The 24,551-nt window shown below is 63.1% G+C and carries 27 protein-coding genes; 11 read left to right on the top strand and 16 right to left on the bottom strand.

Translation table 11 applies throughout. The annotated features are described in order from the left end of the window. Position 1: 1 nt before the first annotated feature. Together HJA_RS01245 and HJA_RS01240 are read right to left on the bottom strand one after the other, a co-directional pair. Positions 2–652 carry a YceI family protein gene (locus HJA_RS01245; protein WP_051597230.1) on the bottom strand — a complete coding sequence of 217 codons (651 nt, stop codon included), beginning with the start codon at positions 650–652 and terminating at the stop codon, positions 2–4. After that, positions 622–2,526, bottom strand: a complete 1,905-nt coding sequence (locus tag HJA_RS01240; protein WP_035577202.1) for a DUF885 domain-containing protein — start codon at positions 2,524–2,526, stop codon at positions 622–624. The genes HJA_RS01245 and HJA_RS01240 overlap by 31 nt, the downstream gene beginning before the upstream one ends. 192 nt (positions 2,527–2,718) lie before the next feature. On the opposite strand from HJA_RS01240, the gene HJA_RS01235 reads away from it, so the two are divergent. From HJA_RS01235 to HJA_RS01225, 3 genes are all read left to right on the top strand, one after another. After that, the gene (locus HJA_RS01235) at positions 2,719–5,304 is read left to right on the top strand and encodes a response regulator (RefSeq protein ID WP_035577201.1); all 2,586 of its coding nucleotides are present in this window, start codon (positions 2,719–2,721) and stop codon (positions 5,302–5,304) included. Positions 5,305–5,330: 26 nt separating this feature from the next. After that, complete coding sequence (locus HJA_RS01230; protein WP_035577199.1) at positions 5,331–5,798, top strand: SAM-dependent methyltransferase; 468 nt, start codon at positions 5,331–5,333, stop codon at positions 5,796–5,798. Between the two features lie 90 nt (positions 5,799–5,888). Then, positions 5,889–6,155, top strand: a complete 267-nt coding sequence (locus HJA_RS01225) for a DUF5676 family membrane protein (protein ID WP_035577193.1) — start codon at positions 5,889–5,891, stop codon at positions 6,153–6,155. Positions 6,156–6,227: 72 nt separating this feature from the next. Here HJA_RS01225 and HJA_RS01220 read toward each other — a convergent pair whose 3' ends face one another. The 3 genes from HJA_RS01220 to HJA_RS01210 all read right to left on the bottom strand — a co-directional run bounded on the left by HJA_RS01220 (position 6,228) and on the right by HJA_RS01210 (position 8,678). After that, positions 6,228–6,656 carry a hypothetical protein gene (locus HJA_RS01220; RefSeq protein WP_035577191.1) on the bottom strand — a complete coding sequence of 143 codons (429 nt, stop codon included), beginning with the start codon at positions 6,654–6,656 and terminating at the stop codon, positions 6,228–6,230. Between the two features lie 375 nt (positions 6,657–7,031). After that, a complete protein-coding gene (locus HJA_RS01215) occupies positions 7,032–7,766 on the bottom strand; it encodes an alpha/beta fold hydrolase (protein WP_035577189.1) in 735 nt (244 codons plus the stop codon). Positions 7,767–7,769: 3 nt separating this feature from the next. After that, positions 7,770–8,678, bottom strand: a complete 909-nt coding sequence (locus tag HJA_RS01210) for a 5'-nucleotidase, lipoprotein e(P4) family (RefSeq protein ID WP_035577925.1) — start codon at positions 8,676–8,678, stop codon at positions 7,770–7,772. A 142-nt stretch (positions 8,679–8,820) separates the two neighbouring features. Here HJA_RS01210 and HJA_RS01205 point away from each other — a divergent pair, with 142 nt between their 5' ends. From HJA_RS01205 to HJA_RS01195, 3 genes are read left to right on the top strand one after another with little or no spacing between them, the layout of a single operon-like run. After that, entirely contained in the window at positions 8,821–9,810 is a 990-nt protein-coding gene (locus tag HJA_RS01205) for an NAD(P)H-dependent flavin oxidoreductase (RefSeq protein WP_035577187.1), read from the top strand. A 19-nt stretch (positions 9,811–9,829) separates the two neighbouring features. Beyond that, positions 9,830–10,264, top strand: a complete 435-nt coding sequence (locus HJA_RS01200) for a hypothetical protein (protein WP_035577185.1) — start codon at positions 9,830–9,832, stop codon at positions 10,262–10,264. A gap of 17 nt (positions 10,265–10,281) precedes the next feature. Continuing rightward, positions 10,282–10,698, top strand: a complete 417-nt coding sequence (locus HJA_RS01195; RefSeq protein ID WP_035577183.1) for a hypothetical protein — start codon at positions 10,282–10,284, stop codon at positions 10,696–10,698. Positions 10,699–10,710: 12 nt separating this feature from the next. On the opposite strand, the gene selD is transcribed toward HJA_RS01195, so the two are convergent. Then, a complete protein-coding gene (gene selD / locus HJA_RS01190; protein ID WP_035577182.1) occupies positions 10,711–11,757 on the bottom strand; it encodes a selenide, water dikinase SelD in 1,047 nt (348 codons plus the stop codon). A gap of 62 nt (positions 11,758–11,819) precedes the next feature. Here selD and mnmH point away from each other — a divergent pair, with 62 nt between their 5' ends. Next, entirely contained in the window at positions 11,820–12,869 is a 1,050-nt protein-coding gene (mnmH, locus tag HJA_RS01185) for a tRNA 2-selenouridine(34) synthase MnmH (RefSeq protein WP_206741650.1), read from the top strand. Here the strand turns inward: mnmH and rnhA are convergent. From rnhA to radC, 8 genes are all read right to left on the bottom strand, one after another. After that, on the bottom strand, positions 12,866–13,309 hold the full coding sequence (gene rnhA / locus HJA_RS01180; RefSeq protein WP_035577180.1) for a ribonuclease HI: 444 nt from the start codon (positions 13,307–13,309) through the stop codon (positions 12,866–12,868). The two genes, mnmH and rnhA, sit on opposite strands and share 4 nt — an antisense overlap. 43 nt (positions 13,310–13,352) lie before the next feature. After that, positions 13,353–13,763, bottom strand: coding sequence for a hypothetical protein (locus HJA_RS01175; protein ID WP_035577178.1), 411 nt, complete (start codon positions 13,761–13,763; stop codon positions 13,353–13,355). A 59-nt stretch (positions 13,764–13,822) separates the two neighbouring features. Beyond that, entirely contained in the window at positions 13,823–14,383 is a 561-nt protein-coding gene (locus HJA_RS01170; protein WP_035577175.1) for a hypothetical protein, read from the bottom strand. Further along, positions 14,380–14,871, bottom strand: coding sequence for a hypothetical protein (locus HJA_RS01165; protein ID WP_035577174.1), 492 nt, complete (start codon positions 14,869–14,871; stop codon positions 14,380–14,382). Before HJA_RS01165 ends, HJA_RS01170 begins: the two co-directional genes overlap by 4 nt. Next, positions 14,868–15,845 carry a homoserine kinase gene (thrB, locus tag HJA_RS01160; protein ID WP_035577171.1) on the bottom strand — a complete coding sequence of 326 codons (978 nt, stop codon included), beginning with the start codon at positions 15,843–15,845 and terminating at the stop codon, positions 14,868–14,870. Before thrB ends, HJA_RS01165 begins: the two co-directional genes overlap by 4 nt. 9 nt (positions 15,846–15,854) lie before the next feature. Continuing rightward, a complete protein-coding gene (locus HJA_RS01155; RefSeq protein ID WP_035577168.1) occupies positions 15,855–17,336 on the bottom strand; it encodes a spinster family MFS transporter in 1,482 nt (493 codons plus the stop codon). A 32-nt stretch (positions 17,337–17,368) separates the two neighbouring features. Continuing rightward, positions 17,369–18,877 carry a spinster family MFS transporter gene (locus HJA_RS01150; protein ID WP_035577164.1) on the bottom strand — a complete coding sequence of 503 codons (1,509 nt, stop codon included), beginning with the start codon at positions 18,875–18,877 and terminating at the stop codon, positions 17,369–17,371. A 107-nt stretch (positions 18,878–18,984) separates the two neighbouring features. Beyond that, positions 18,985–19,674, bottom strand: coding sequence for a RadC family protein (gene radC, locus HJA_RS01145; protein WP_051597229.1), 690 nt, complete (start codon positions 19,672–19,674; stop codon positions 18,985–18,987). 131 nt (positions 19,675–19,805) lie between these two features. Between radC and HJA_RS17720 the strand changes: the two genes are divergently transcribed. After that, complete coding sequence (locus HJA_RS17720) at positions 19,806–20,450, top strand: cupin domain-containing protein (RefSeq protein ID WP_051597228.1); 645 nt, start codon at positions 19,806–19,808, stop codon at positions 20,448–20,450. Positions 20,451–20,454: 4 nt separating this feature from the next. On the opposite strand, the gene map is transcribed toward HJA_RS17720, so the two are convergent. Then, positions 20,455–21,276, bottom strand: a complete 822-nt coding sequence (gene map, locus HJA_RS01135; protein ID WP_035577161.1) for a type I methionyl aminopeptidase — start codon at positions 21,274–21,276, stop codon at positions 20,455–20,457. A gap of 62 nt (positions 21,277–21,338) precedes the next feature. Further along, the gene (locus tag HJA_RS01130) at positions 21,339–21,779 is read right to left on the bottom strand and encodes an OsmC family protein (RefSeq protein ID WP_035577158.1); all 441 of its coding nucleotides are present in this window, start codon (positions 21,777–21,779) and stop codon (positions 21,339–21,341) included. 144 nt (positions 21,780–21,923) lie between these two features. On the opposite strand from HJA_RS01130, the gene HJA_RS01125 reads away from it, so the two are divergent. From HJA_RS01125 to HJA_RS01115, 3 genes are read left to right on the top strand one after another with little or no spacing between them, the layout of a single operon-like run. Next, positions 21,924–23,240: a serine hydrolase domain-containing protein gene (locus HJA_RS01125; protein ID WP_035577157.1), complete on the top strand. Its 1,317-nt coding sequence runs from the start codon at positions 21,924–21,926 to the stop codon at positions 23,238–23,240. Positions 23,241–23,264: 24 nt separating this feature from the next. Next, positions 23,265–24,041, top strand: coding sequence for a competence/damage-inducible protein A (locus HJA_RS01120; RefSeq protein ID WP_035577154.1), 777 nt, complete (start codon positions 23,265–23,267; stop codon positions 24,039–24,041). Then, positions 24,038–24,526, top strand: a complete 489-nt coding sequence (locus HJA_RS01115; protein WP_035577151.1) for a hypothetical protein — start codon at positions 24,038–24,040, stop codon at positions 24,524–24,526. Before HJA_RS01120 ends, HJA_RS01115 begins: the two co-directional genes overlap by 4 nt. Positions 24,527–24,551: the final 25 nt, after the last annotated feature.

Raw genomic sequence — 24,551 nt, 5'->3', positions numbered from 1 at the left:
TTTACTGCTTCAGAAACTCGGCCTGGATCTCAATGCGGACTTCGTCTGTCACCAGGCCGGAAAAAGCGGAAACTCCAAAATCAGTCCGGTCGATGACGGTGCTTGCGCTGAACCCTGCGACTTGAGCGCCCCGGATTGCGTCGAACGCGGTGCCGTTGAACCGAACATCCAGCGTCACAGGCCGGGTTTGCCCGTGAAGGGTCAGCTCGCCATTCACCTCAGCACCGCCATTTTCGCCCGGAGTCACAGACAAGGTCCGGAAAACGGCCTGCGGATACCGGGCGGTGTCGAAGAATTTCGGTCCCATCAGCTCCTGGGCGAAGCTGTCATTGGCAATATCGAGCGACGTCATGTCGATCACGGCGTCGGCGCGGGCCGAAGCCGGGTCGGATGCGTCGCCCGTCAGGGAGACATCAAACGACTCGAACCGGCCGATCAGGTCGGAATAACCGAGATGGTTGATCCGGAAGACGAGTGCAGCATGCGCTGGGTCGAGTTTCCAGTCGCCCGCTGGCAACGCCGTGATTTCAGCCGACAGTTTCGGCTTCAGCAGCGGCGCAACCAGCGATGTGCATCCGCCCAGCGCCAGAGCGGCGAGGGGCAGGGCGACCCATCCGGTGCCTAGTCTCCGGCTTTTGTTTCTGTGATCCATGCGTCCACATTCTCCTCCAGAATGTTCAGCGGCACAGCCCCATCCTTCAACACAACATCGTGAAACGCCCTGATGTCGAACTTGTCACCCAGCTCCGCCTTGGCATGTTCGCGCAGCTCCAGAATGCGGTTCATGCCGATCTTGTAGGCCGTCGCCTGTCCCGGCATCACGATATAGCGCTCGATGGCCTTGCGGCAGTCGCCTTCCGGGTTGGGCGTATTGTCCATCAGGTACTGGATCGCCTGTTCGCGGGTCCAGTGCTGGTCATGGATGCCGGTGTCGACCACCAGACGCGCGGCGCGCCAGATCTCCATGGCAAGCCGGCCGAAGTCGTCATACGGGTCGCTATAATAGCCCATCTCCTTGGGCAGGTATTCCGAATAGAGGCCCCAGCCTTCGATGAAGGCGGTGAAGCCACCGAACTTGCGGAACTCGGGCACACCGGTCAGCTCCTGTGCGATGGCGATCTGCATGTGGTGACCAGGGATGCCCTCGTGGAAGGCGAGTGCCTGCATCTGATAGGTCGGCATGTCCTGCATGCGGTAGAGGTTTGCATAATAGGTCCCCGGGCGGCTGCCATCCGGGGCAGGGCGGGAATAGAAGGCCTTGCCGGCGGACTTTTCGCGGAAGGGTTCCACCGCTTTGACGATCATGTCGGCCTTGGGGAAGGTGTTGAACACGGTCGGCAAGTCATCGCGCATCTGGTCGATCCATGTTGTGGCTTCGTCCAGATATTCGGCTTTGCCTTCCGGCGTGTTCGGCTTGAAGAATTGCGGATCGGTCCGCGTGAAGTCGAAGAACTCCTTCAGGCTGCCTTCAAAGCCGACCTGTTTCATGATCCCGCGCATCTCGTCCTGGATGCGTGCCACTTCGGCGAGGCCCAGATTGTGGATCTCCTCGGCGGTCATGTCGGTCGTGGTGTAGTCCGCCAGCCTTGAAGCGTAATAGGCGTCGCCGTCAGGCAGCTTCCATGCGCCGTCATCGGTCGACGCTGTCTTGGCCTGTTCACCGAGTTCCGCGATCGCTGCCTCATAGGCCGGGCCAACCGAATTGGTCAGCGCGTCTGTCGCCTCATCCAACAGCTCATCCGCCTCTTCCTGCGAGACAGTTCCGGCATCAACCAGGCCGGCAATCTTCTTGCGGAAGTCGCCCATCAGCGGGCTGTCCTTGCCGCTGTCATCGAAGGGCGCCCCGGTGATCACGCCCTGTGCATCCGAGAGGACATATTTGTAGACGAAGGCGGGCGGCTGAATACCGTCAGCCAGGGCAATCCGCGCGTTTTCGAGGTTCTGCTCCATGTAGGCCGGAACGCCATTGAGACGGGAGATATAGGCCTCGGCATCCGACTTGGAGGTGATCTGGTGCTGGTTGATCAGGAAAGCCGGGATTTCCGCCTGAACGCCGTTCATCTGGTCGAACACATAGCCGTGGTGGAGGTATTTGTAGTCTTCCTCAGCCTGCTTCAGGTTCATCTTTGCGATGCGCCATGAAATCTTGGCCTGGTGGTCCAGCAGGTCGGGATTGAAGCTGGCCTCCATTTCCGCGATGTCGGCGCGCTGGATCTCCAGTTCTTTCAATGCGTTGGCATCGGAGACATCGTCCCACTCGCCATAATTGTCCTTGATGCCGAGATAGGTCTGCGTGATCGGGCTGCGGGCGACGGTTTCAGTGAACTTCTGGTCGAACCATTCGTTCAGCCGCGCCGATTCCGCTGCGATGTCGTCTGCGCTCGGCACGGACGGAGAGGCGACGGCGTCCGTAGCAGCCGCTTCGGTCCCTGCAGCAGGCGCTGCAGTTTCCTCAGTCATTGCGCAGCCAGCCGTCGCGATCAGCAGGGCGAGCACGGAAGAGCGGGCGATCAGGACAGGTTTCATGAAGGTCTCCAGGTAAGCGGGAATCTGTAATCTTGACGGGCAGTCTTAACGCTTTTTTCGCTTTCGTTAACCTTTGCCGCCTATCTCTCTGTAGACTAGGATTCATAGCGGCTGAGTCGGCTTGCCGGCCCGGCCGGACAGTATTGCCCGGCAGGTCTTTCCTGTCTGCCGGTGGCGGGAGTGAAAAGCAGCATGGACACCAATACCCGGATGCATGAGAGCCCGCCTGACGAGGTCGAGACGGCCGAGGGCTCCGGACTGGATCTTTCGCGCGCCCGGATCGACGTGATGCAGCTCCTTTTCTGGGGCTGCCTGCTGATTTCCATCGCAGCGGCCAGCGTGGCGCTGGCCTGGCCGAAAGCCTCCGGTGCGCCGGGGCCGATCCTGCTGATCGCCATGGGCTCAGGCGGCCTCGTTTTCCTGTTGTGGACCGTCCGCGGGGCGGGCCGCATGCTGGGGCTCTTCCCGGAGAAGGGCTCCGCGATCCGCGCCGCGCAGGCCAGTCAGCCGCGCTTTGGCTGGATCGAGGCGCTGGACGAGAGCGTGCTGATCGCTGACCAGGGCGGCGCCCCGGTTGCGGCGAACACTGCCTACAAGGACCTCACCAGCATGGCGCTGATGGTCAGCCAGGGCGACAACGCCCCGGTGACCGTGGATCGCCTGTTCGGCGCGAGCCCCGGCCTTGCCGCGCCGGTCTACCGCCTGTCGAAGGATGCGAAGGCCGGCATGGCGCGTCGCGAAGTGCTGCCGCCCATCACGATCGGGCCGGAGCAGGTGCCCGCCCAGTACGAGATTTCCGTCTCCCCGCTGCCGCGCGGCAAGGTGCTCTGGCGTATCCGCCCGATCGCCGGGGAGCGCGAGGCGACCGGTGCGGCCGACCTGAAATCGCTTTATGTCGAAGACGCGCCTATGGGCTTCTTTGCCGCCCGCCCGGATGGGTCGATCACCTATGCCAACTCCTGGCTGCGGGACACGCTGGGCCTGCCGGAATCGGCCCGCAATGTCCGGATCGACGACATCATGCGTCCGGAATTCGTGAAGATGCTGTCGCGTGACCGCAAGACCGGCCTGCCGGGACGGACCGACATCCAGATCCGCGGCCGGGACGGGATCGAGATCCCCGTTCACGCGATCACTACCTGGTCGGGCCGCGGCGCGGAAGCTGCCGGCCGGACGATCCTGCTGCCGAGCGCACAGATGTTGAACGGCGGGGAAGAGCGCTTCGCCCTGACCGGGTCGCGCCCGCCGCGCCCGGACGGCGACCCGATGTTCGACGATGCGCCATTCGGCGCTGTCCGCTTGCAGGGCGACAGCGTTCAGGGCGCAGTGATCCTCGACGCCAACCGCGCCCTGATGGAAATGACCGGCGGCCAGGCAGCCCCCGGCGGCCAGTTCGCGGCGATGTTCCAGGCGGAAGAGGGCGAGGATGCGCTCTCCAGCATTCTGGTGGACGCCATCGACAAGCCGGTCGGCCTGAAGCTTGCGGGCAAGGACCCGCGCCACGTCAATGTATTCGTGGCTCTCGATGGCAATGGCCGTCCGTCGGTTGCCTATGTCATGGACATCACCGACCAGCGCCAGCTGGAAATCCGCCTCGCGCATGGCGAGAAGATGCAGGCCATCGGCCAGCTCGCCGGCGGCGTCGCACACGATTTCAACAACGTCCTGCAGGGCATCATCCTCAACAATGAGGAGCTGATGGTGCGCCACCCGCTGGGCGATCCGTCCTATTCGAACCTGCAATCGATCAACGAGTTCGCGATGCGGGCGAAGGAACTGGTGAAGATGCTGCTCGCCTATGCGCGCCAGCAGACCTTCAAGCGAGAGATCTTCGCGGTGCCGGACTTCCTGTCCGAGTTCTCCATCCTCCTGCGCCAGCTGCTGGACGAGCGGATCGAGCTGGAGGTCAAGCATGGCCGCGATGTGCCGCACATCAAGGCCGACAAGAACCAGCTGGAAAACGCGATCCTCAACCTCGCAACCAATGCACGCGATGCGATGCTGAGCCACAAGAATGGCGGCAAGCTGACGATCCGCACCGCGCGGGCCACCGGCGCCGATGCCCATGCCAAGGGCTTCAAGTTCGTCGAGGACGGCGAGTACATGCTGATCGAGGTGGAAGACACCGGCCACGGCATGTCGAAGGATGTCATGGAAAAGATCTTCCAGCCCTTCTTCACCACCAAGGAAGCCGGCGTCGGCACGGGGCTTGGTCTCGCCACGGTTTACGGCATCATCAAACAGTCCGGCGGTTATGTCTGCACGACGTCCGCCGTGGGCAAGGGCACGACCTTCCACATCTACCTGCCGGCCCTGAAGCCGGAGGAAGTGCCGGCCCCGGTCGAAGTGACCGCTGCCGACAAGGCTGCCAGCCGCCCGATGGATATTTCCGGACGCGGACGGATCCTTCTCATCGAGGACGAGGACGGCGTGCGGGGCATCGCCGCCTCGCTGCTGCGCTCGCGCGGCTATGAGGTCGAGGAGGCCTGCGATGGTGAGGAAGCCATGGAAATCCTCGAGGACAATCCGCAGAGCTTCGACCTTGTCATTTCGGACGTGGTCATGCCGGGCAAGGACGGCCCGACCCTGATCCGAGAGGCGAAAGACCTGCTGGGCCATGCCCGCGTGATCTTCATCTCCGGCTATGCCGAGCGCGACATTGCCCAGCAGCTGGACGACGACCGCGCGGTCTCCTTCCTGCCGAAGCCGTTCACTGTCCGTCAGCTGGCTGAACGGGTGAAACAGGAACTTGGTAGCCCCAGCAAGGAAGCCGCCTGAAAGGAAGCCGAGGAGGAGAGGGTGACATGAGCAAGGCGTTCACCCTCCGCCCGATCGGTACGGTTTCCTCCACCCGCGACACGCCGATCGATGATGACTGGGATGCCATCCCGGCGCATATCGATCTCGATCCGGAGCAGTTCACGCCCGAGGCCCTGATGGGCCTCGATGCGTTTTCGCATTGCGAAATCGTCTTCCTGTTCGACCGTGTGCCGGACGACAAGATCGAGACCGGCGCACGCCACCCCCGCGGCCGGCAGGACTGGCCCCGCATCGGCATCTTCGCCCAGCGCGGCAAGAACCGGCCGAACCGGATCGGCCTCACCACTTGCCACATCGTCTCCGTCGACGGATTGCGCCTGACCCTGACGGGGCTCGACGCCATCGACGGCACACCGGTGCTGGACATCAAGCCCGTCATGTCGGGCTTTGCGCCGCGCGGCGATGTCCATGAGCCGGATTGGGCAAAGGAAATCATGGCGGGCTACTGGTAGACGCCTGCCGGTTTCACGGTATCGGGAGCGCCATTGACGAGTCTCCGGTTGAGGCGCATCGTTTGATGCCTGTTGAAAACAGGTGCCGATATGAAACTGAATCCAAACAGATTATTTGTCGCCGTTGCCATAGCCATTGCGATTGCGTGGCTGATCTGCACGGCGCTCGTCGGGATCGCCCCGGGAGGCATGATGTCGCTCAGCGGACACATGATGCACACGAACTTCCATGGCATGGCGTGGTCGATGAATCCTGCCGGGATCGTTGCTGGCCTCTTTGTCTGGAGCCTGTCGGGCGGTGCGCTCGCCTGGCTAATCGCGACGCTCTACAATTATTTCGGCCGGAGCGACGGCTGACATCTTCACCAGCACAGATGACGCCCGTGAAGGCGCTTGGTGTAGGTCTGGGTTTTGAGCTCAGGGTTGGCGTCAGGTTTCCGGCAAAGGCAAGCCCCTCTCCTTGGGGAGAGGGGTTGGGGTGAGGGGGCGCGACGTTTCTGCAAGTGCTGCGCGTGCGGAAGCGCCTTTACCCCTCATCCCCAACCCCTTCTCCCCAAGGAGAAGGGGCAGCAAGTGGAAATGGGCGGGGGCTGCCGCACGGCCATCGCACGCCGCGGCGAGGCGGTCGTTATAATGCGAAGCGGGCTGCAGATGCGTCCGTTCTTTTTTCTGCCCCGGCATCCATTCAATGCTGACCAGATAGACGCGCAGATTGTCCGTCACGCTCCAGCGATACACGACACCCCGGCCATAGGCGGCCCGGATCTGTGCGCGCAGCATCAGCACCTGGACCCAGATAATGGGCCAGAGAAAGGCAAGCTGCGGCGGGAACCAGGCGGGTGGGTGAAAGAGTGACATGGGGCTGACTATACGTCAGGCCACGGAGGTGTTGGATAAGTTTGTTTTGGGGTGAGTGGTTGCAGCAGGATGGGCCTTGCCAACTGGTGGATAGCCCCCTCCACGCGTCATCCCGGAAAGCGCGCAGCGCTTATCCGGGATCTTGTTCCTTTGCCGTTCATCCTTCGACTTCGCTCAGGATGAGTCCGCACTTTTGAAGCGCTCATGCTGAGCGAAGTCGAAGCACGGGCGCGTGCTGGCTCCCGGATATTTGCTGCGCAAATTCCGGGATGACACGGGCGTGCGTTGGGTGACTGGCGGCGGATTAGATCCGACTACGCCATGACCATGCATGACGACCCATGACCATACCGGACTATAAATGACTATGCCGGATCAGCCCTTTGCCCAGAGCGCTTTCAGCACGGCGGCGAACGCATCTGCGCGTTCGGCGCAGGCCCAGTGGCCGGCGCCGTTTTCGATGTGCAGGGGCACGTTGTGGTTTTTCGAGAAGCGCTCGGCGACGGAGAGGTCGACATAGGGGTCGGTCTCGCCCCAGAAGAGTTGGCCCGGACGGGGGAGGTTGGCGAGGTCGCTGACCCAGTCGCCGGAGAAGCGCAGGCCCACGGCCGAGCGGTAGAGCTTCAGGATGGATTGGCGCATCGTCTTGTCGATCAGCGGCACTTCTTCCTTCGCAAGACCGGCCGGCATGCCGCCTTCGACGAGGGCGGCTTCAAGGCGCGGCTTGTTGCGCATGTTCAGCATAACGAATTCGCCGAGCAGGGGCGTCGCCCACATCCGCGCCGTCTGGTGGCCGCGATAGTCCGGGTCGATCACCGCATTGGTGACGCACCAGGTGCGGATCAGGTCCGGCCGCAGGCTGGCAATGCGCAGGGACAGGAGCGCGCCCCAGTCATGGCCGACAAGATCGATCTTTTGGCCAAGCTTCTCGATCTCGCCAATCAGATGGTCGGCATAGGCGTCCTTGGTGCAGGCAAAGCCTTTCGGCAGCGGCGTGCCGAAGCCGGGCAGGGCAGGCGCGAAATACTCAGATGGCTGAAGGCCAAGCGCCGCGATCAGCGGCTTCCAGAGGTGCGGCGTGTCCGGCACGCCATGGATGAAGACCTTCATTTCCTAGTCCTCCTGCTTCGGCGGCTCCCAGTATGTATCTTCCGGGAAGACCTCTTCCATCGTGCCAGCCAGAGACGGGCCATAGACCGGGTTCGGCAGGATGAACCAGCCATTGCCCCACATCTGGTCGAAGGCCGGGGCGACGGTCAGCGCCTTGCGTTCTGGCGGAGTGAGGGCCTTGTCGTTGAAGATGTCGGCAATGTCGCCCAGCTGGTCCCCGGCAAGGGCGATGACACAGTAATTGTCCGAAATCATGTAACGGCGTCCATCCTTGGCGCCGCCGTCGGGTGCGTCGCCGCGCAGATAGAGCGACCGGCCGTGGGCAAACTCGCCGAGACCGGCCGATTTCAGCGTGTCGGCGGAGCCCTGAATGTTTGTATTGGAGCGGTTCGTGTTGACGATGATCTCGACACCGGCATCGCGGATGCGTTTGAACGCGTCCTTCACGCCCGGAATGGCCTGGGCCTTGCCGGCGCCGGTCTTTTCCCACTCATCCCAGATGGCGGGATCGAAGCCGACACCGGTCCGGGTGAAATAGCCCATCGAGCCGAGGTTCCAGATCAGTGTCTCGTCGGCATCGAACACGGCAGCGAGCGGCTGGTCCGCTCCGCAGGCGAGGAAGTCGGCGGCCTCTGCCGTTGCCCCGGGTGCCAGCACGACGCTGGCATTCGGGCGGCTTTCCGCCTTGGCCTCAACATAGGATGCGATGGCGTTCCAGCTCTGCACCATGGTGATGCGGGATTCCGCCGAGCCGTAGAGCCATTGCTGGCTTTCAGTCGGCGCAGCAGGGGCCGGAGTGTCCACCTTCTTGATCACCTTTACGATGACCTTTTCCGTTGGGGCAGGCTCCGGCGGCGCCGTCTGGCAAGCGGCGAGAAGGGCGATGGTGCTGAGAAGAATGTAATGTTTCATGGCGCTTTTGTCCGTCAAACCGGCGGAGATGTCTATCGCTGTCTCATAATAACGGGCCGGGAGGGTTCCCTTTCGTCACTCTTGCCGGAACAGGCTGATTCCTCCAAGGATACGGGCAAACCGTGACTGGAGGAGACATTCCATGAAGACCAAGATCACCGAGATGTTCGGCATCGAGCACCCCATTATCCAGGGCGGCATGCACTATGTCGGCTTTGCGGAAATGGCCGCGGCCGTTTCGAATGCGGGCGGGCTGGGCATCATCACGGCGCTCACCCAGAAAACGCCGGCCGACCTCGCCAATGAGATCGCCCGCTGCAAGGACATGACCGACAAGCCGTTCGGCGTGAACATCACCTTCCTGCCGTCGACCACGCCGCCGGACTATCCGGGTATCGTCGAGGCCGTCATCAAGGGCGGCGTCAAAGTGGTCGAGACGGCCGGTAACAACCCGTCTGCCGTGCTGCCGGCCCTTCATGACGCCGGGATCAAAGTGATCCACAAATGTACTGCCGTGCGTCACGCGCTGAAGGCCCAGTCGATCGGCTGCGATGCCGTCTCGGTCGATGGCTTCGAATGCGGCGGCCACCCGGGTGAGGACGACGTGCCGAACTTCATCCTGCTGCCGCGCGCCGCAGATGAACTGGAGATCCCGTTCGTGTCCTCCGGCGGTCAGGCCGATGGCCGTTCGCTGGTTGCTTCGCTGGCCTTCGGGGCACAGGGCATGAACATGGGCACGCGCTTCATCGCGACGAAGGAAGCCCCGGTGCACGAGAATGTGAAACAGGCGATCCTCGCCGCGTCCGAACTCGACACCCGCCTCGTCATGCGCCCGCTGCGCAATACCGAGCGTGTGCTGAACAATGCAGGCGTGCAGAGCCTGCTTGAGAAAGAGAAGCGCCTTGGCGCCGACATCAAGTTCGAAGACATCATCGATGAAGTGGCCGGCGTCTATCCGAAGATCATGGTCAATGGCGAAATGGATGCCGGCGCGTGGAGCTGCGGCATGGTCGCGGGCCTGATCCACGACATCCCGACCTGTAAGGAACTGATCGACCGGATCATGGCTGAAGCTGAAGACATCATCTCCAACCAGATGATGGGCATGCTGGCCGGCAAGGTTCCGGCCTGATCGGCGGGGCCTGATCCGTATGCGGTGGGGAAAACGTAAAACATCCGCCAGCCTGCTGGCCGGGTTCGCGCTTGCGGCCTGTGCCAGCACGCCGGCGGAGCAGGCTGTGCAGCCGCTTGCGCTGTGCCAGACAATGGTCTCCGGCGACACGCAGCTGGAGCTGCGCATCACCAATCGCGGGGCAACGCTGGATGATCTCTGCGCCTGCTATGTGCAGATTGAAGCCGGGCTGGATGAGGAAACCCGTGCCGACAATCATGCGCTGATGACGAAGATCATCGAGATGCGGGACGGCACGGGCCTCTCCACCGAGGATGTGGCTGAACTCATGGAGGATGACCGGGACGGCAGCCTCTATGGCCTCACCGAAGAGCGCATGAAACGGGGCGCCCAACCGGTCGAGGATGCGATGTCGAAAGCCCGCCGCGATCCGGCGAGCTGCCGCGCGTCCTGACCCTCAAAGGAAATCACATGAAACGGCTTTCAATTCTGGCTTCTGCCTGCGCGCTGCTCGCGGCGTGCGGCGTGTCCACATCGGCGGGTGGAAACCCGGCCGCCATCTGTACCACCATGCTCAGCGGCGATGCCGAGGTCGAGCCGGACCTGGCGCGCGAGGGCAAAAGCGTTGCCGACTATTGCGCCTGCTATACCAAGGGGCTGAGCACGCAGAGTGCGGACGACAAGGCGGCCATTCTCAAGGTGACGCAAATTCTGGCCGATCTGCGTGAGGAACGCGGCCTCGGCCTCGAAGAGGCGGCGAACCTGCTCGACGATAGCAGCGCAGAGTCCGAGTTCAGCGTGACGAAAGCCGAATTCGAAACGGCCGGCGAATATGTCGACCGGGTACGGCGCGATCTTGTCCGGGAAGAGGGGCTGTGCGCCCCCTGATCAGGTGGCGGATCAGATGACCTGAACCGAAGGCGCCCCCGCCTCGACACGGCCGACAATGGCGGCGGCGTCGTGGCCGTGCCGGGCGAAGAGGGCGAGCACATCCTCTGCCACGTCCGGCGCGCAGGAGACGAGCAGGCCGCCGCTGGTCTGCGGGTCGCAGAGCAGGTCGCGCTCCACGTCTGTCATGTCACCCGTGACAAGGTGTTTGACCGAGTCCCAGTTGCGGCCGGATGCGCCGGTTTTTACGCCGTCTTCAGCGAGCTTCCGGGCACCGTCGAACACCGGCACTTTTGCCTTTTCGATGACCAGCGACACGCCCGCGCCGCGCGCCATTTCGCTGCCATGGCCGATCAGGCCGAAGCCTGTCACATCTGTCGCAGCGTGCACGCCGTCCATGGCGGAAAGATCCGTACCCGGCGTGTTCAGCCGCGTCGTGGAGGCGATCATCTCTTCATACTGGGCCGGTTCCAGGATTTCCCGCTTCAGCGCGGCGGAATAGATGCCGATGCCGAGCGGCTTGCCGAGGATCAGCACATCGCCTGCTTTCGCATTCGAGTTCATCAGAATGCGCGAGGGATCGACGAGCCCCATGGCGACGAGGCCATAGATCGGTTCCGCCGCGTCGATGGAATGCCCGCCAGCAACCGGGGCACCGGCAGTCTCCGCCACGGACTGGCCACCGGCGAGGATCGCGCGGATCGTCTCCGGCGAAATCTGCCCGATGGGCATGCCGACAATGGCGAGCGAGAAAATCGGCTTCGCGCCCATGGCAAAGACATCGGAGAGCGCGTTCGTTGCTGCAATCCGCCCGAACGTGTGCGGGTCATCCACGATGGGGGTAAAGAAGTCCGTCGTGGCCACCAGCGCTGTCGTCTCGTTGATCTTGTAGACGGCCGCATCGTCGCTGGTGCCAGCGTCGACCAGCAGGTCTTTTGAGCCGATGGCGAGCGGCATGTCTGATAGAATGTCAGCCAGCACATTGGGCGCGAGCTTGCAGCCGCATCCGCCGCCATGGGCGAGAGAGGTGAGGCGCGGTTCAGTGAGCGTGTCTGCCATGGATTCCTCCGGTTTGGAGCAGTCTAACGCTCTGGCGCAGCGGGGAAAACCTGATACCTCTCATGGAGATGCCTTATCTTGAAACCGTCACCGATCTCAGCCCGGATAATCTCGCCCGTTATGACGCCATCATCGATGTGCGCTCGCCGGCCGAGTTTGCGGACGATCATATGCCGGGCGCGATCAGCCTGCCGGTCCTGTCGAATGCCGAGCGTGCAGAAGTTGGCACGATCTACAAGCAGGAGAGCCCGTTCCGCGCCAACCGTGTCGGCGGGGCGCTCGTGGCGCGCAACATTGCCATCCATCTGGAGACGGCGCTGGCCGACAAGCCGAAAAGCTGGCGGCCGCTTGTCTATTGCTGGCGCGGCGGCATGCGGTCGAATGCAATGGCGACGATCCTGTCCTCTGTCGGCTGGCCGACAGGCGTGGTGAAGGGCGGCTACCGCACCTGGCGGCGGGAAGTGGTGACCGGGCTCGACTGCGACGCGCCGCTGCTGCCGGTGCATCTGATCGACGGGCAGACCGGCACGGGCAAGACGGCGCTGCTGCACGCGCTGGCAGAGCAGGGCGGGCAGGTGCTGGATCTGGAAGGCCTCGCCAATCATCGCGGCTCTGCCTTTGGCGATGTCGACGGCGCCCAGCCTGCGCAGCGCATGTTCGAGACCGAGATCTGGGACCAGCTGCGCCGCATGGATCTGTCGAAGCCGGTCTTCGTGGAGGCGGAGTCGGCACTGGTCGGCCGCCGCCGCGTGCCAAGGCGCCTGTGGCGGAGCATGCTGGCCGCGCCCCGCATTGAGATGCATATGAGCCTCGGCGTGCGGGCGGATTACCTTGTCCGGACGTATGCGGATATTATCGCGGAAGCGCCGCGCCTCTCCGCCGCGATCGGGAAGCTGAAAGGCATCCAGTCAAAGGAGACGATCGAGGCCTGGCTGGATCTCGCCGCGCAGAAGAATTTCACCGAACTGGCGCGCCAGCTGATGCAACAGCATTACGACCCGCTCTACGCCCGCAGCCGCAAGCGGCGGGAGGATGCCCCTGAGACAGTGATCGAGATGACCGGCACTGGCGAAGACGATTTCAGGGCCGCCGCTGCGCAGCTTCTGGTCTAGCGCCCGCGCGCTTCGTCCGTGCCGCGGCGGGCGAGTTCGTCGGCCTTTTCGTTGCCTGGGTCGCCGTCATGGCCCTTCACCCATTTCCAGGTGATGTCGTGGCGCTGGCAGGCTTCGTCCATCGCCATCCAGAGGTCCTGATTCTTGACCGGCTTCTTGGCGGCGGTTTTCCATCCATTGCGTTTCCAGCCATGGATCCACTTGGTCAGGCCGTCTTTCACATAGGTGGAATCGACGTGCAGCGTGATCTTTGACGGCTTCTTCAGCGCGTTCAGCGCTTCGATCACGGCCTGCATTTCCATGCGGTTGTTGGTGGTGGCCTTGTCGCCGCCCCACAGCTCTTTCTCATGGCCGTTCCAGCGCATCAGCGCGCCCCAGCCGCCGGGGCCGGGATTGCCGCTGCAGGCGCCATCGGTCCAGATTTCGATAAGATCGGTCATCGCCCTCAGGTGATGAACTTCGGCGGGGCCGTCAAGCGCGGCGTTAGCTGGATGGGCAGTTCATCAGCGTATACGGGCTGATGCACTGGATCTCCTGCTGGCGCATGGCATCCACGCAATTCAGCCGTGACTGGGCATTGGCCGGATCCTCGTTCATCTCGGGCGTCCCATGGACGGACTGGCAGACAGCGATGTTCTGAAGGTATGCCTGGCGACAGGCCGCGACGCATTCCTCATTCTTTTCGAAAGGGTCTGCCTGGGAGAGACTCCACTGCGTCCGGGCGCTGTAGAGATCGAGGTTCCAGAGCCCGCGGTAAAAGTCGTAAAAGCCGGTATCTCCCAGACCGGCCGCATCCGGCGGCGGGCAGTTCACCCTGAAGCAGGCTGTCTGAGCGGCGGCAGTTCCGGTGGCCAGAAGGGGCAGGGACGCCAGCGCGAAAGCCAAGCGTTTCATACTTGAGCCTCCCATCATTGGGGGTAAGAAATACTACCAAAAGGAGAAATTTTCAAGTCTCAGAAGACGTCGATATCCACATCGGCGAGCTGGTTGGCGGGCTTCACGATGGCATGGAACAGCCAGCCGCAGAGCGCCCCTGCGAGCGCGCCGATGAAGACGCCGCCGGTCAACGCGCCGAGGCCACTCGGAATGCTGGCAAGCGTGCCGAAAAAGCCGGTCGTGCCGCCGACGAGGATGGCGCCCCAGATACTGCCCCAGCGGAGGTAGGGCTTGCGGTGCATGATGCCACGATACGGAAACCGCCCGATGGAAAAGCCGAGGGCCAGCCACGCCGCGGGCACATTGATCATGAAGAGCAGGAAATTATAGCTCGCCAGCTGGAACGCGCCGCTCATCCCGCCGAGGAAGCCGCCGCTGCTCAGCATGTCGAAATTGGTCGCCGCGCCGGTGATGCCCATCGCCAGCGCCATGATGCGTGTGCAGACGACACCGATGAGGGTGACGAACAGGCAAGCGGCCAGCGAGGACAGGAACAGGCCGAGCTTGATCCGCCGGAAACTGCGCCGTGTCGCGGGGCCGGCATAGCCGGGCAGGCTGGAACCGGGCGCTTCGGTCATGGCGCCGGGATCCGGGGTGGGAGGCGGATCAGCCAGAAGAGGCTCGCCGCAAGGAAGCCGGTCAGCGGGCCGGACAGCAGGAGCGGGCCGCCATCCAGCAAGCCCATCGGGTCGCGCCAGCTGCCAGTGGCGAGGAAATAGATCAGCATGGTGATCGTTCCAACACCGAGGCCAATCAGGGCGTAGGGCAGCCAGTCCGTCCGGCCCTTGCGCACCAGCCAGGCATGCACCGGCAGGCCGCCAAGGATCATGGCAGGCCAGCCGAGGACGATTCCCATCGCGCCGCCGATGGCGCCGAAACCGAACAGGCTGGCCATGATCTCCGGTGCAGTAGCCGGGCGGGAGGTGGCGGAGTCGATCTCGGTCTGGAAGACCAGGTCAGGTACCATGATGATGGCGAGAAGCGCCGCGACCAGGCCTGCGGCCAGGATGGGGGCAAACAGGACGGCGAGGATGAGCCTCAGCCACTGTTTCCAGTTTCGTGTCATGCACCATAGCCTTCCGCCGTTTCCACTTTGCGATGGAAGGCGAGACGTCCGGCATATTCGAGGGGGTTTTTGGGCTTTACGAGGGCACCTTCCGGTGTCGACGACCAGTCGACGAGGCGCGTCAGGAAGAAACGCAGCGCCGCGCCACGGGCAAGAACAGGCAGGGCCTCGCGTTCTGCGGCTTCCAGTGGCCGCACGCTTTCATAACCCGCGATCAGGGCCGCGCCCTTGGAAAAATTATAGTCGATGGAATCTCGGCCGCCATCCTCGAACGCCCAGGCGTTGAGGCAGATGGCGAGGTCGTAAGCGAGGGCGTCGGTGCAGGCGAAATAGAAGTCGATCGCGCCGGAGAATGTGTCGCCGAGGAAGAAGGCGTTGTCGGGGAACAGGTCCGCATGGATCGTGCCGCGTGGCAGGTTCAGCGCAGCAGGTTTTGCGGCGGCGATGGCAGCGAGGTCTCCCGCGATGGCCTCGGCGAGGCCGGGCTGCAGCGCATCGGCATCGGCTTCGCGGCCTGTCCAGAGGCGCGGCCAGGCGGCCGGGCCAAGACTGTTCGCGCGTTCCATGGCGAAGTCGGCGAGGGCGAGGTGCATGCGGGCAAGGCCGGCGCCGAGTTCCCGGCACTGGGTGACGTTCGGCCTGCGGGGGGAGAGACCATCGACAAAAGAGACGATCAGCGCCGGGCGGCCTTCCAGCGTGCGCAGCGCCTTTCCGTCCCGTGCCGCGATGGGCGACGGGCAGGGGTAGCCCCTGGCGGCGAGATGCTGCTTCAGGGCGACGAAATAGGGCAGGTCTTCCGCACTCACCCGCTTCTCGAACAGGGTGAGGATGAAGCGGCCTTTTTCGGTCTCAAGATAATAGTTGGAGTTCTCGACGCCCTCCGCGATCCCCTTGAAGGAAAGCGCGGCGCCGAGATCGTATTCGGTTAGGAAGGCGGCGAGCGCCTCGTCGGAAACCTGAGTGTAGACAGCCATGCCACCCGATTAAGCCGACCGGGTGATCATGTCACGCTGCAGTGTCTTGCCGGCCCAAAGATAATGAAGGGCCGCCCAGCCATAGAGCGTGGCGAAGACGATGATCGACCATTGCAGGCCCCGGGCATTGGCGCTGTTGCAGGCCGCTGCCTGGGCGTCGGGAAGGCCGGTCACATCCTTGCAGATCTCCAGCGTCAGGCCGAGGTCGTATCCGCCGAGCATCATGGTTTTCAGGAATGTCGACAGGATGCCGATCAGGGTGGGGCCAAGGCCGATGCCGATCAGGTTCACCGCGAACAGGGTGAGCGCGACGGCGGTGGCCCGGGTGCGGGCGTCGGCCACACCGGTGGAAACGGCATACATCGGGCCAAGATAGAAATAGTGCAGCAAGGCGGCCGCCATCAGCGGCGGCAGCATCAGCGGCACGGTCGGGGCGAGGTAGCCGAGCCAGTAGAGCGGGACCGACAGGCCCATGCCGAGCGCCGGCATCCATGACAGCGCTTTCGGATGGCGCACCGACATCTTGTCGGCCAGGAAGCCGGACAGGAACACGCCGATGGCCGCCATAAGGCCGATGACGAGGCTGAAGATCAGCGCCGCTTCCGTCAGGCTGAGGCCGTGGGTCCGGCGCAGGAAGGAGGTGGAGAATTGTGCAATGCCATAGCCGGCAAAGGAGGCGATGGCCGCGCCGGTGACGACATGCACATAGGTCGGCTTCTTCATCAGCGTCTTGAAGGCGGCTACAAAGCTTGAGCGCTCTGTCGGCATGCCGGACGCGTTCGGCGGATCAGTATAGCCACGCGGCGGCTCTTTGATGGTGAAGCCGAGGATCGCGGCGATCACAACGCCCGGCAGGCCGACGGCGATGAAGGCGATGCGCCAACCCTCGAAACTCTTCCAGTCGATCATCTCGACCGCCCAGGTCCAGCCCCAGCTGTCCAGCAGGTGGTGGACATTGTCGCCGGTCACATAGTCGTTGATCGGGCCACCCGCGAGGCCGGCAATCATGCCGCCAAGCGGCACGCCGAGCGCATAGATCGAGGCCGCCGTCGCGCGGCTGGAGGGTTTGAAATAATCGGCGATGACGGACTGGGCCGGCGGCGTGCAGCCCGCTTCGCCGACGCCCACCATGAGGCGGAACAGGAAGAGCGACATGAAGCCCATGGCAAAGCCGCACAGGACGGTCATCAGGCTCCACAGGGACAAGGCAATCACAATGATGCCGATCCGGCTGCGTCGTTCGGCGAGGCGCGCAATCGGAATGCCGAGTGTCGTGTAGAAGATCGCAAAGGCGAGGCCGCCCAGCACGCCCATGTGCCAGTCTTCCAGCTGCAGTGATGTCTTCATCGGTTCGGTCAGGATGGCGAAGATCGACCGGTCGATGAAATTGAAGATGTAGACGACCAGCAGGGCGCTGAGGACATAGGCACGGTATCCGGCAGAACCGTATCCCGTTTCGTGTCCCGGTCGGGTCAAGGCGGCGTCAGTCATGGGCGTCTCCTGTTAAGCTACCGGGGTCGAAATCATCCTTGTCCGGAAGGTGCAGCGGGGTCGTAGCGGTCGCGCATGAACGTGCGCGCTGCGAGAAAGTAGAAGGCTGCCGCGACGATGAAGATCATCACAGTGGCGACCATCGAATGGCGCAGGCCTTCGGCATAGGCCGAGCAGAGGGCCGGGCCGTCGGCACCGAGCTGGTCGACATTCACGCCGCAGAATTTCGGTTCGAACGTGGCGAACTGGTCAGCGAGGCCCTGGCTGGCCAGGCTCGACACCATGAAATGCGTGCTCATCCAGCCGGTGAACATCGGGCCGATCCCATTGCCGATCAGGGCGACAATGAACAGCAGCACTGAAATCGTTGTGGCGCGGGCGCGCGGGCTGACGATGCCTGTGCCCACTGTGTACTGGGCGCCGAGATAGGCATAGTGCGTGACCGCCGCGATGACCCAGAAGAAGATGGCCACAGTCAGCGACGAGGTCAGGAAAGCGATGGAATAGGCCGGGACGGCGATCAGCAGGCCGACGCCCGGCAACCAGGCCGATACGGCCGGAAAACGGTGTGACAGCCTCTCCGAGAGATAGCCGCCCAGGAAGGTGCCGCCTGCGGCCACAGCGGACAGCGGGGCGCCGAACTTCACGGCGGCATCATGCAGGCTGACGCCGTGCACCCGCATCAGGAACGGCGTCTGGAAAGCGAACAGGCCATAGCCGACAAAGGCGACGAAGGCGGCGCCGAGCGACAGCGTCCAGAAGGTGGGCTTGCGCCCGAATTCCTTGAAGGCTTCCAGAATGCCGGCTTTCTCAATATGCAGCGAAGGTGCATCTGAGTGTCCGCGCGGCGGTTCCTTCATCGTGAACCAGATCATCGCTGCGATCAGCACGCCCGGTGTGCCGATCACCACAAAAGCAATGCGCCAGCCTTCAACCGTTTCCCAGTTGAGGTGATCGAACATGAAGCCAAGGCCGAGGGAATGCAGCCAGTTGCCCATGTCCGGGCCCTTGATGGAGGCGATTGTGCCGCCAAACAGCTGGGCCAGGACGCCGCCGATGGTGACGCCCATGGAATAGATGCCGAGTGCGTTGGCACGGCTCTTGGGCGGGTAGTAGTCGGTGATAAGCGAGTTGGCAGGCGGCGTACAGCCGGCCTCTCCAATGGCCACGCCAACGCGGAAGAGCAACAGCCAGATAAAGCCTGCTGCAAGGCCGCAAAGCGCCGTCATGATCGACCAGATGATGATACAGAGACCGATGATGAAGACGCGGTTGCCGCGGTCGGCCCACATGGCGATCGGAATGCCCATCAGGGCGTAGAAGAGGGCAAAGGGCGGGCCGTTCAGGAGACCCCACTGGGCATCGCTGAGGCCGAAGGAATCCATGATCGGCTGGCCGACCACGCCGATCAGGGACCGGTCGATGAAGTTCAGCGTGTAGACCAGCATGAGGGACATCAAGACGTACGTCCTGTAGCCACGAGAGCCAAAACCGGTGATGTGGCCAGGCTGTGCCGCCGGGCCGGCTGTCGTATCGCTCATGTAGTCTCCTCCGATGCAGCGTTGCCCTTCTGACCGGAGCATTTGCTGGCGATGGCACCACGGTAGTGCCCAGCGCGCCCGCTGCAAGCCTTATCGTAAGGTAATCGTCAGATCAGGCCTGCAGTGCGGAAGCTGGTGACGCCGCCTGTTCCGGCAATCAGGTGGTCATGTACCTCAATCTCGAAGGGAATGAGCGCATCGATGATTTCGCGGGTCATGTCGATGTCGGCGCGCGAGGGGGTGGTATCGCCGGACGGGTGATTGTGCACCAGGATCAGGCTGGAGGCGGCCAGTTCCAGCGCCCGCCGGGCAATTTCCCGCGGATAGACAGGCGCCTGGTCGACCGTGCCCTGGCTCATCACTTCGTCGGCAATCAGCTGGTTCTTGCGGTCCAGGAAGAGGACGCGGAACTGCTCGCGCGTCTCGTGCTGCATCTCCCGGCGGACATATTCCAGCAGGGCCGACCAGGAGGAGATCACTTCGCGTTTGCGAATCTCCTGCAGGCTTGCGCGGCTTTGCAGTTCGGCCACGGCTTTCAGATAGGCGGCAACGGTTTCGCCGACGCCGTCCACCTTGACGAGATCGGCAGCCGGGGCGGCCAACACGCCGGACAGGCCGCCGAACTTTGCCTCCAGCGCCTTGGCGATCGGCTTCACGTCCCGCCGGGGGATAAAGGCCATCAGCAGGACTTCGAGAATCTCGTAATCGTCCAGCGCCGCAGCGCCGCGCGACAGCAGCTTGCCGCGCAGGCGCTCGCGATGTCCCTGCCAGTGAGGTTTGTCCGTTCCCGATTTCATCCTTGCGGAGAAACCACGAAATTCCGTTTCGACAAAGTGGGTTTGACGCGCTTGCCGGGGGTGAATTCTTGTGGAAGCGTCGCAGGCATGGCCCGCCAAGAGGCCTGCAGAAAAGAAAAGGGGGCACCTCAATGAAACTGACTACGGCAATCCTGCCTGCGGTGGCACTCGGCCTTGCCGCCTGTGCACATGGCGAGCACCCGCACGAAGATGCGGATGATCATGCCATGACCATAACGGACCATGCTGATCATCCGGACAAGCTGGTCCGTGCCGCCACGGGCGAGATGGTGGACAATCCGTTCCATCCGGTCCGTCTTCTCCTGTCGAACGAGGAATCGGCGGGCGAGGTGACGATCTATGAGTTCCTGCTGCCGCCGAAGAGCCCAGGCTCGCCGCCGCACACGCACAGCCTGGAAGACGAATATTTCTACGTTCTCTCCGGCACGCTCGACGTGCTCTCGAATGGCGAGACGCTGCGCCTCAATCCGGGGGACTTTGCCGCCCTCAACCGGGGCCATGCGCACATGTTCTGGAATGGCAGCGACACACCGACCGAGCTGATCATGACCACGACCGGCAGCTCGTTCGAGGCATTCATGAAATCCGCCGGGCCGCGCATCGCAGAGGCGAAGCCGGCCAATGCCGAAGAGGCCGGCGCCGTCATCGGCCAACTCGCCGCAGAACATGGCATCATCATTTCCATGGACAAAATGCCGGAAGCGGCCGCGCCCTTCTATGCGCCGCCACCTCCGCCGGAACCTGTCCAGGAATAGGGGGCTAGAGCGCCACCTTGTGCGGCTGGTGCCAGCCTTTCGGGCTGGTCGTGAAGATCTCTACGCCGTCCTCGGTGACGCCAACCGAATGCTCGTACTGGGCCGATAGCTGGCGGTCACGTGTCACGGCCGTCCAGCCGTCGGGCAGGATGTTCGCATCCTTGCGGCCGAGGTTCAGCATCGGCTCGATGGTGAAGAACATGCCGGGTTTCAGTTCCGGGCCGGTATTGTAGTCGGCGGAATGGATCACGTTCGGCTCGTCATGGAACAGCTGGCCGAGGCCGTGGCCGCAGAAATCCTCGACGACGGACATGCGGTTCTTGCGGGCGATCTCGCTGATCGCGCCGCCGATGTCGCCGAAACGGTTACCCGGCTTCACCTGAGCGATGCCGGCCATCATGGCTTCATAGGTCACGTCCATCAGACGCTCTGCCTTCCGCTTCACTTCACCGACGCCGTACATGCGCGAATGGTCGCCGTGCCAGCCATCGATGATGAGCGTCACATCGATATTGGCGATGTCGCCTTCCTTCAACGGCTTCGGGCCCGGAATGCCGTGGCAGATGACATGGTTGATCGAGATGCAGGAGGCGTGGCGGTAACCGCGATAACCGATCGTCGCGGAGGTCGCGCCATGGTCCAGCACGAACTCGCGGATCAGGTTGTCGAGGTGTTCGGTGGTCACGCCCGGCTTCACTTCCGGCACCAGCATGTCGAGGCATTCCGCAACCAGCCGCCCGGCCTTTCGCATGCCTGCGAAGCCTTCGGCATCGTGAATGCGGATTTCGCCCGTGCGCATGGGCAGGAGGAGGTTCGTGTCGGTCATCTGGAAACTTTCTGCTTATGCGCTGCAATGTGGCAGCAAACAGGGAAAATTTCCACCCTTGCTCAGCCGTGGAGCGTCATGTCGAGCGTGATGTCGATGCCGCCGAGCGCAACGGAGACGGGGCATCCGGTCTTGGCCTTGCCGGCAATGGCCTCGAACACGTCCCGCTCGATGCCCGGCACCTTTGCCTCCAGGGAGAGGGCGCTGCGCGTGATCTCGAACCCGCCGCCATCCTTTGGCTCGACCGAGACGGTCGCCATTGTCCTGAGCTCGTCCGCCGGGTGACCGGCCTCGGCCAGAAGGTGGGAGAGCTGCATGGTGAAACAGCCGGCATGGGCCGCGCCCAGCAATTCCTCCGGATTGGTGCCCGATTTGCCGCTTTCATCCTCGAACCGGGCCTTGAAGGAGTAGGGGTGGGCATCGAGGGCGCCGCTTTGCGTGCCCAGCGTTCCGGTACCTTCGCGCAAATTGCCTTTCCATATGGCGGTGGCAGTGCGTTTCATGGGAAATCTCCTGTTGTGGCAGAACCTGAAGGAACAATGCGTAGGATGCCGCAACGTTCCGGCTTGGCGCCCGGCCGCCGATCTCTGTAGGGTGCCGGGAAGCGAAGAACGAAGCTCCCGCACGGGGGCTGGGAGGAAAAGTCCGTGAACTGGCACCCAAGCGTATTTCTGTCATCCCTGGCCATTCTGGGGCTTGCGGCCTGCACGACGGCGCCTGCAGCGGACCCGCAGGTCGTCAGGTTTGACCATCTGGACGCCGCCGAGTCTCCGGCGGGCTTTTCCGCAAACGGACTGGCCGCATTGGATGCCGCGATGCGCAAGTCGGTCGATGACGGGCTGGTGCGGGGCATCTCCACGCTTCTGGTGAAAGACGGGCAGGTCATCAATTACGATCAGTACGGCATCCGCCGCGCGGCCGATCAGGCGCCAGTCACCGAGGACACGATCTTCCGCATCTATTCCATGTCCAAGCCGGTTACGGGCGTTGCCCTGATGACCCTGTATGAGGACGGTGCCTTCAGTCTGGACGACCCGATCACCAAATTTGTGCCTGAACTGGCCGATCTGAAAGTGTTCGAAGGGTTCGATGAGGCTGGCGAGCCGATCCTCGTGAACACGGACCGGCCGGCCACGATGCGGGAACTGATGAGCCACACGGCCGGGTTCGCCTATGGCCTGTTCAGCGACGACCCGGTCAACAAGATGTTCGCCGAGGCGGAAGTGCTGGCTGCACCGGACATGGATACTTATGTTTCGCGGCTCGCCACCGTGCCGCTTCTCTACCAGCCGGGCACCAACTGGGCCTACAGCACAGCCGTCGACCTGCAGGGTTATATCGTCGAGAAGCTGAGCGGAAAACGTTTCGGCCAATACCTGCAGGACGAGATCTTTGGCCCGCTCGGCATGGTCGATACCGGCTTCTATGTGCCTGAGGAAAAGCGGGTCCGCTTCTCCGATGTCTTCACGCCGGATCCCGAAACGGGCGAGCTGGTACCGCTGGAGGCTGCGAGCTTCGCGTTCCGGAAAGGCGAGATCGGCATGGAGAAGGGCGGGCACGGCCTCGTCTCGACCATGGGCGACTATGCCCGGTTCTGCCAGATGCTGGTGAATGGCGGCGAGCTGAACGGCGTCCGCATTCTTGAGCCGGAAACGGTGAAGCTGATGCGGACGGATGTGCTGCCGGAGGGCGTCGGCCTGTTTTCCGATGGCGTTAGCCCCAATCCTCAAATGGCGGGGCAGGGGTTCGGACTGGATTTCGCGGTCTATGTCGACCCGTCGGCGACCGGCGCCAGCCAGCCGGAAGGGACTTATTACTGGGGCGGGGCGGCAGGCACCTGGTTCTGGATCGACCCGTTGAACGACCTCTTCTTCATCGGCATGATCCAGCGTTTTCCGGGTGGCCTCGACCGGAGCCTGCGGTCGGAATCCGCTAATCTCGTTTATCGCGCGCTTGCAGAGTGACGCTGCTTGGGAGATGGAACTCGCATGACCGATAAAAGCTCGCCGACCGCCGCCGTCCTCCTCATCGGAGATGAAATCCTGTCCGGGCGGACCCGTGACATCAATCTCCAGCAGATCGCCACTTATCTGGCGCCGCTCGGCATCCCCGTGCGTGAAAGCCGGACCGTGCCGGATATCGAGGACGAGATCGTTGAAGCGGTGAACCAGCTGCGGGCGAAATACACCTATGTCTTCACCACGGGCGGCATCGGCCCGACGCATGACGACATCACCGCAGACGCCATCGCCAAGGCGTTCGGCGTCGGCATTTCAGAACACCCGGAAGTCACCGCCATGCTGGCCGAGCGCTATGCCGCGATGGGCACCGAATACACGCCCGCACGGCGGCGCATGGCGCGCATTCCGCACGGCGCATCTGTCGTGGCCAATCCGGTATCCGGCGCGCCTGGCTTCCAGACGGGGAATGTGTTCACCCTGGCTGGCGTGCCGCAGGTTGCCCGCGCCATGCTGGAAGACATCGGCCCGCGCCTCGAAACCGGCGCGGTGGTGCACAAGATCACGATCCGCGGCACGGGCCTCCGGGAAGGGGACATTGCCGAGCCGCTGGGCCAACTCGCCAAGGAGATGCCGCAGGTTTCCTTCGGCTCCTATCCCTGGTTCCGGACCGTGGGCGACAATGGGGTCCACCTCGTCGCCTCCACCCTCCATGAAGAGCTGATTGAAGAGGTCGCCGCAAAACTGTCGGCGATCATCGAACAAACGGGCGTAAGACCCGAGCGGCTGGAGGACGCCAATACGTGACAGACTTTCTGAAGCGAACCCCGGTCATCTGGACGCTGTTCGTCCTGATGATCGTCATCGGTGCCGGTTTCGGCGTGTTCAGCAAGGCGGTCGGCGGCACCTTCCTCGACATGACAGCGTCTGCCGTGCAGGCGCGCGAGATCCTGGCAGGTATGACCGCAGAGCAGCGGGACGTGCATTTCTGGGTCACCGTGTTGCTGGATACGGCTTACCCGCTGGCCTATGGCGGCTTTCTGGCCGGCATGGCGCTGCGCTTCTTCGGCAGCTTCGGCAAGGCCGCCGCCGTGCCGGCCTTCGCGACCATCATCGTGGACCTGACCGAAAACACGGTGCAGGCGCTGGCACTGAAAGGCTCCGCCGATGTGCTGGATGCCAAGGAATGGCTGACGCCTCTGAAATTCGGCCTCTTCTTCCTGGCTGCGGCGATTGCGCTTGTTGCCCTGATCATTGCCATCGTGAACCTGTTTCGCCGGAAACAGGCCTGAAAATTCCCAGACTGACGAAAATAAA

It is taken from the genome of Hyphomonas jannaschiana VP2 (assembly GCF_000685215.1).
Lineage (GTDB): Bacteria > Pseudomonadota > Alphaproteobacteria > Caulobacterales > Hyphomonadaceae > Hyphomonas > Hyphomonas jannaschiana.
This window is presented reverse-complemented; position numbering and strand designations above follow the sequence as displayed.

What these genes read in the sequence shown, in the direction of transcription:
- HJA_RS01245 (WP_051597230.1), bottom strand. Translation starts at nt 652, where the DNA reads ATGGATCACAGAAACAAAAGCCGGAGACTAGGCACCGGATGGGTCGCC.
- HJA_RS01240 (WP_035577202.1), bottom strand. Translation starts at nt 2,526, where the DNA reads ATGAAACCTGTCCTGATCGCCCGCTCTTCCGTGCTCGCCCTGCTGATC.
- HJA_RS01235 (WP_035577201.1), top strand. Translation starts at nt 2,719, where the DNA reads ATGGACACCAATACCCGGATGCATGAGAGCCCGCCTGACGAGGTCGAG.
- HJA_RS01230 (WP_035577199.1), top strand. Translation starts at nt 5,331, where the DNA reads ATGAGCAAGGCGTTCACCCTCCGCCCGATCGGTACGGTTTCCTCCACC.
- HJA_RS01225 (WP_035577193.1), top strand. Translation starts at nt 5,889, where the DNA reads ATGAAACTGAATCCAAACAGATTATTTGTCGCCGTTGCCATAGCCATT.
- HJA_RS01220 (WP_035577191.1), bottom strand. Translation starts at nt 6,656, where the DNA reads ATGTCACTCTTTCACCCACCCGCCTGGTTCCCGCCGCAGCTTGCCTTT.
- HJA_RS01215 (WP_035577189.1), bottom strand. Translation starts at nt 7,766, where the DNA reads ATGAAGGTCTTCATCCATGGCGTGCCGGACACGCCGCACCTCTGGAAG.
- HJA_RS01210 (WP_035577925.1), bottom strand. Translation starts at nt 8,678, where the DNA reads ATGAAACATTACATTCTTCTCAGCACCATCGCCCTTCTCGCCGCTTGC.
- HJA_RS01205 (WP_035577187.1), top strand. Translation starts at nt 8,821, where the DNA reads ATGAAGACCAAGATCACCGAGATGTTCGGCATCGAGCACCCCATTATC.
- HJA_RS01200 (WP_035577185.1), top strand. Translation starts at nt 9,830, where the DNA reads ATGCGGTGGGGAAAACGTAAAACATCCGCCAGCCTGCTGGCCGGGTTC.
- HJA_RS01195 (WP_035577183.1), top strand. Translation starts at nt 10,282, where the DNA reads ATGAAACGGCTTTCAATTCTGGCTTCTGCCTGCGCGCTGCTCGCGGCG.
- selD (WP_035577182.1), bottom strand. Translation starts at nt 11,757, where the DNA reads ATGGCAGACACGCTCACTGAACCGCGCCTCACCTCTCTCGCCCATGGC.
- mnmH (WP_206741650.1), top strand. Translation starts at nt 11,820, where the DNA reads ATGGAGATGCCTTATCTTGAAACCGTCACCGATCTCAGCCCGGATAAT.
- rnhA (WP_035577180.1), bottom strand. Translation starts at nt 13,309, where the DNA reads ATGACCGATCTTATCGAAATCTGGACCGATGGCGCCTGCAGCGGCAAT.
- HJA_RS01175 (WP_035577178.1), bottom strand. Translation starts at nt 13,763, where the DNA reads ATGAAACGCTTGGCTTTCGCGCTGGCGTCCCTGCCCCTTCTGGCCACC.
- HJA_RS01170 (WP_035577175.1), bottom strand. Translation starts at nt 14,383, where the DNA reads ATGACCGAAGCGCCCGGTTCCAGCCTGCCCGGCTATGCCGGCCCCGCG.
- HJA_RS01165 (WP_035577174.1), bottom strand. Translation starts at nt 14,871, where the DNA reads ATGACACGAAACTGGAAACAGTGGCTGAGGCTCATCCTCGCCGTCCTG.
- thrB (WP_035577171.1), bottom strand. Translation starts at nt 15,845, where the DNA reads ATGGCTGTCTACACTCAGGTTTCCGACGAGGCGCTCGCCGCCTTCCTA.
- HJA_RS01155 (WP_035577168.1), bottom strand. Translation starts at nt 17,336, where the DNA reads ATGACTGACGCCGCCTTGACCCGACCGGGACACGAAACGGGATACGGT.
- HJA_RS01150 (WP_035577164.1), bottom strand. Translation starts at nt 18,877, where the DNA reads ATGAGCGATACGACAGCCGGCCCGGCGGCACAGCCTGGCCACATCACC.
- radC (WP_051597229.1), bottom strand. Translation starts at nt 19,674, where the DNA reads ATGAAATCGGGAACGGACAAACCTCACTGGCAGGGACATCGCGAGCGC.
- HJA_RS17720 (WP_051597228.1), top strand. Translation starts at nt 19,806, where the DNA reads ATGAAACTGACTACGGCAATCCTGCCTGCGGTGGCACTCGGCCTTGCC.
- map (WP_035577161.1), bottom strand. Translation starts at nt 21,276, where the DNA reads ATGACCGACACGAACCTCCTCCTGCCCATGCGCACGGGCGAAATCCGC.
- HJA_RS01130 (WP_035577158.1), bottom strand. Translation starts at nt 21,779, where the DNA reads ATGAAACGCACTGCCACCGCCATATGGAAAGGCAATTTGCGCGAAGGT.
- HJA_RS01120 (WP_035577154.1), top strand. Translation starts at nt 23,265, where the DNA reads ATGACCGATAAAAGCTCGCCGACCGCCGCCGTCCTCCTCATCGGAGAT.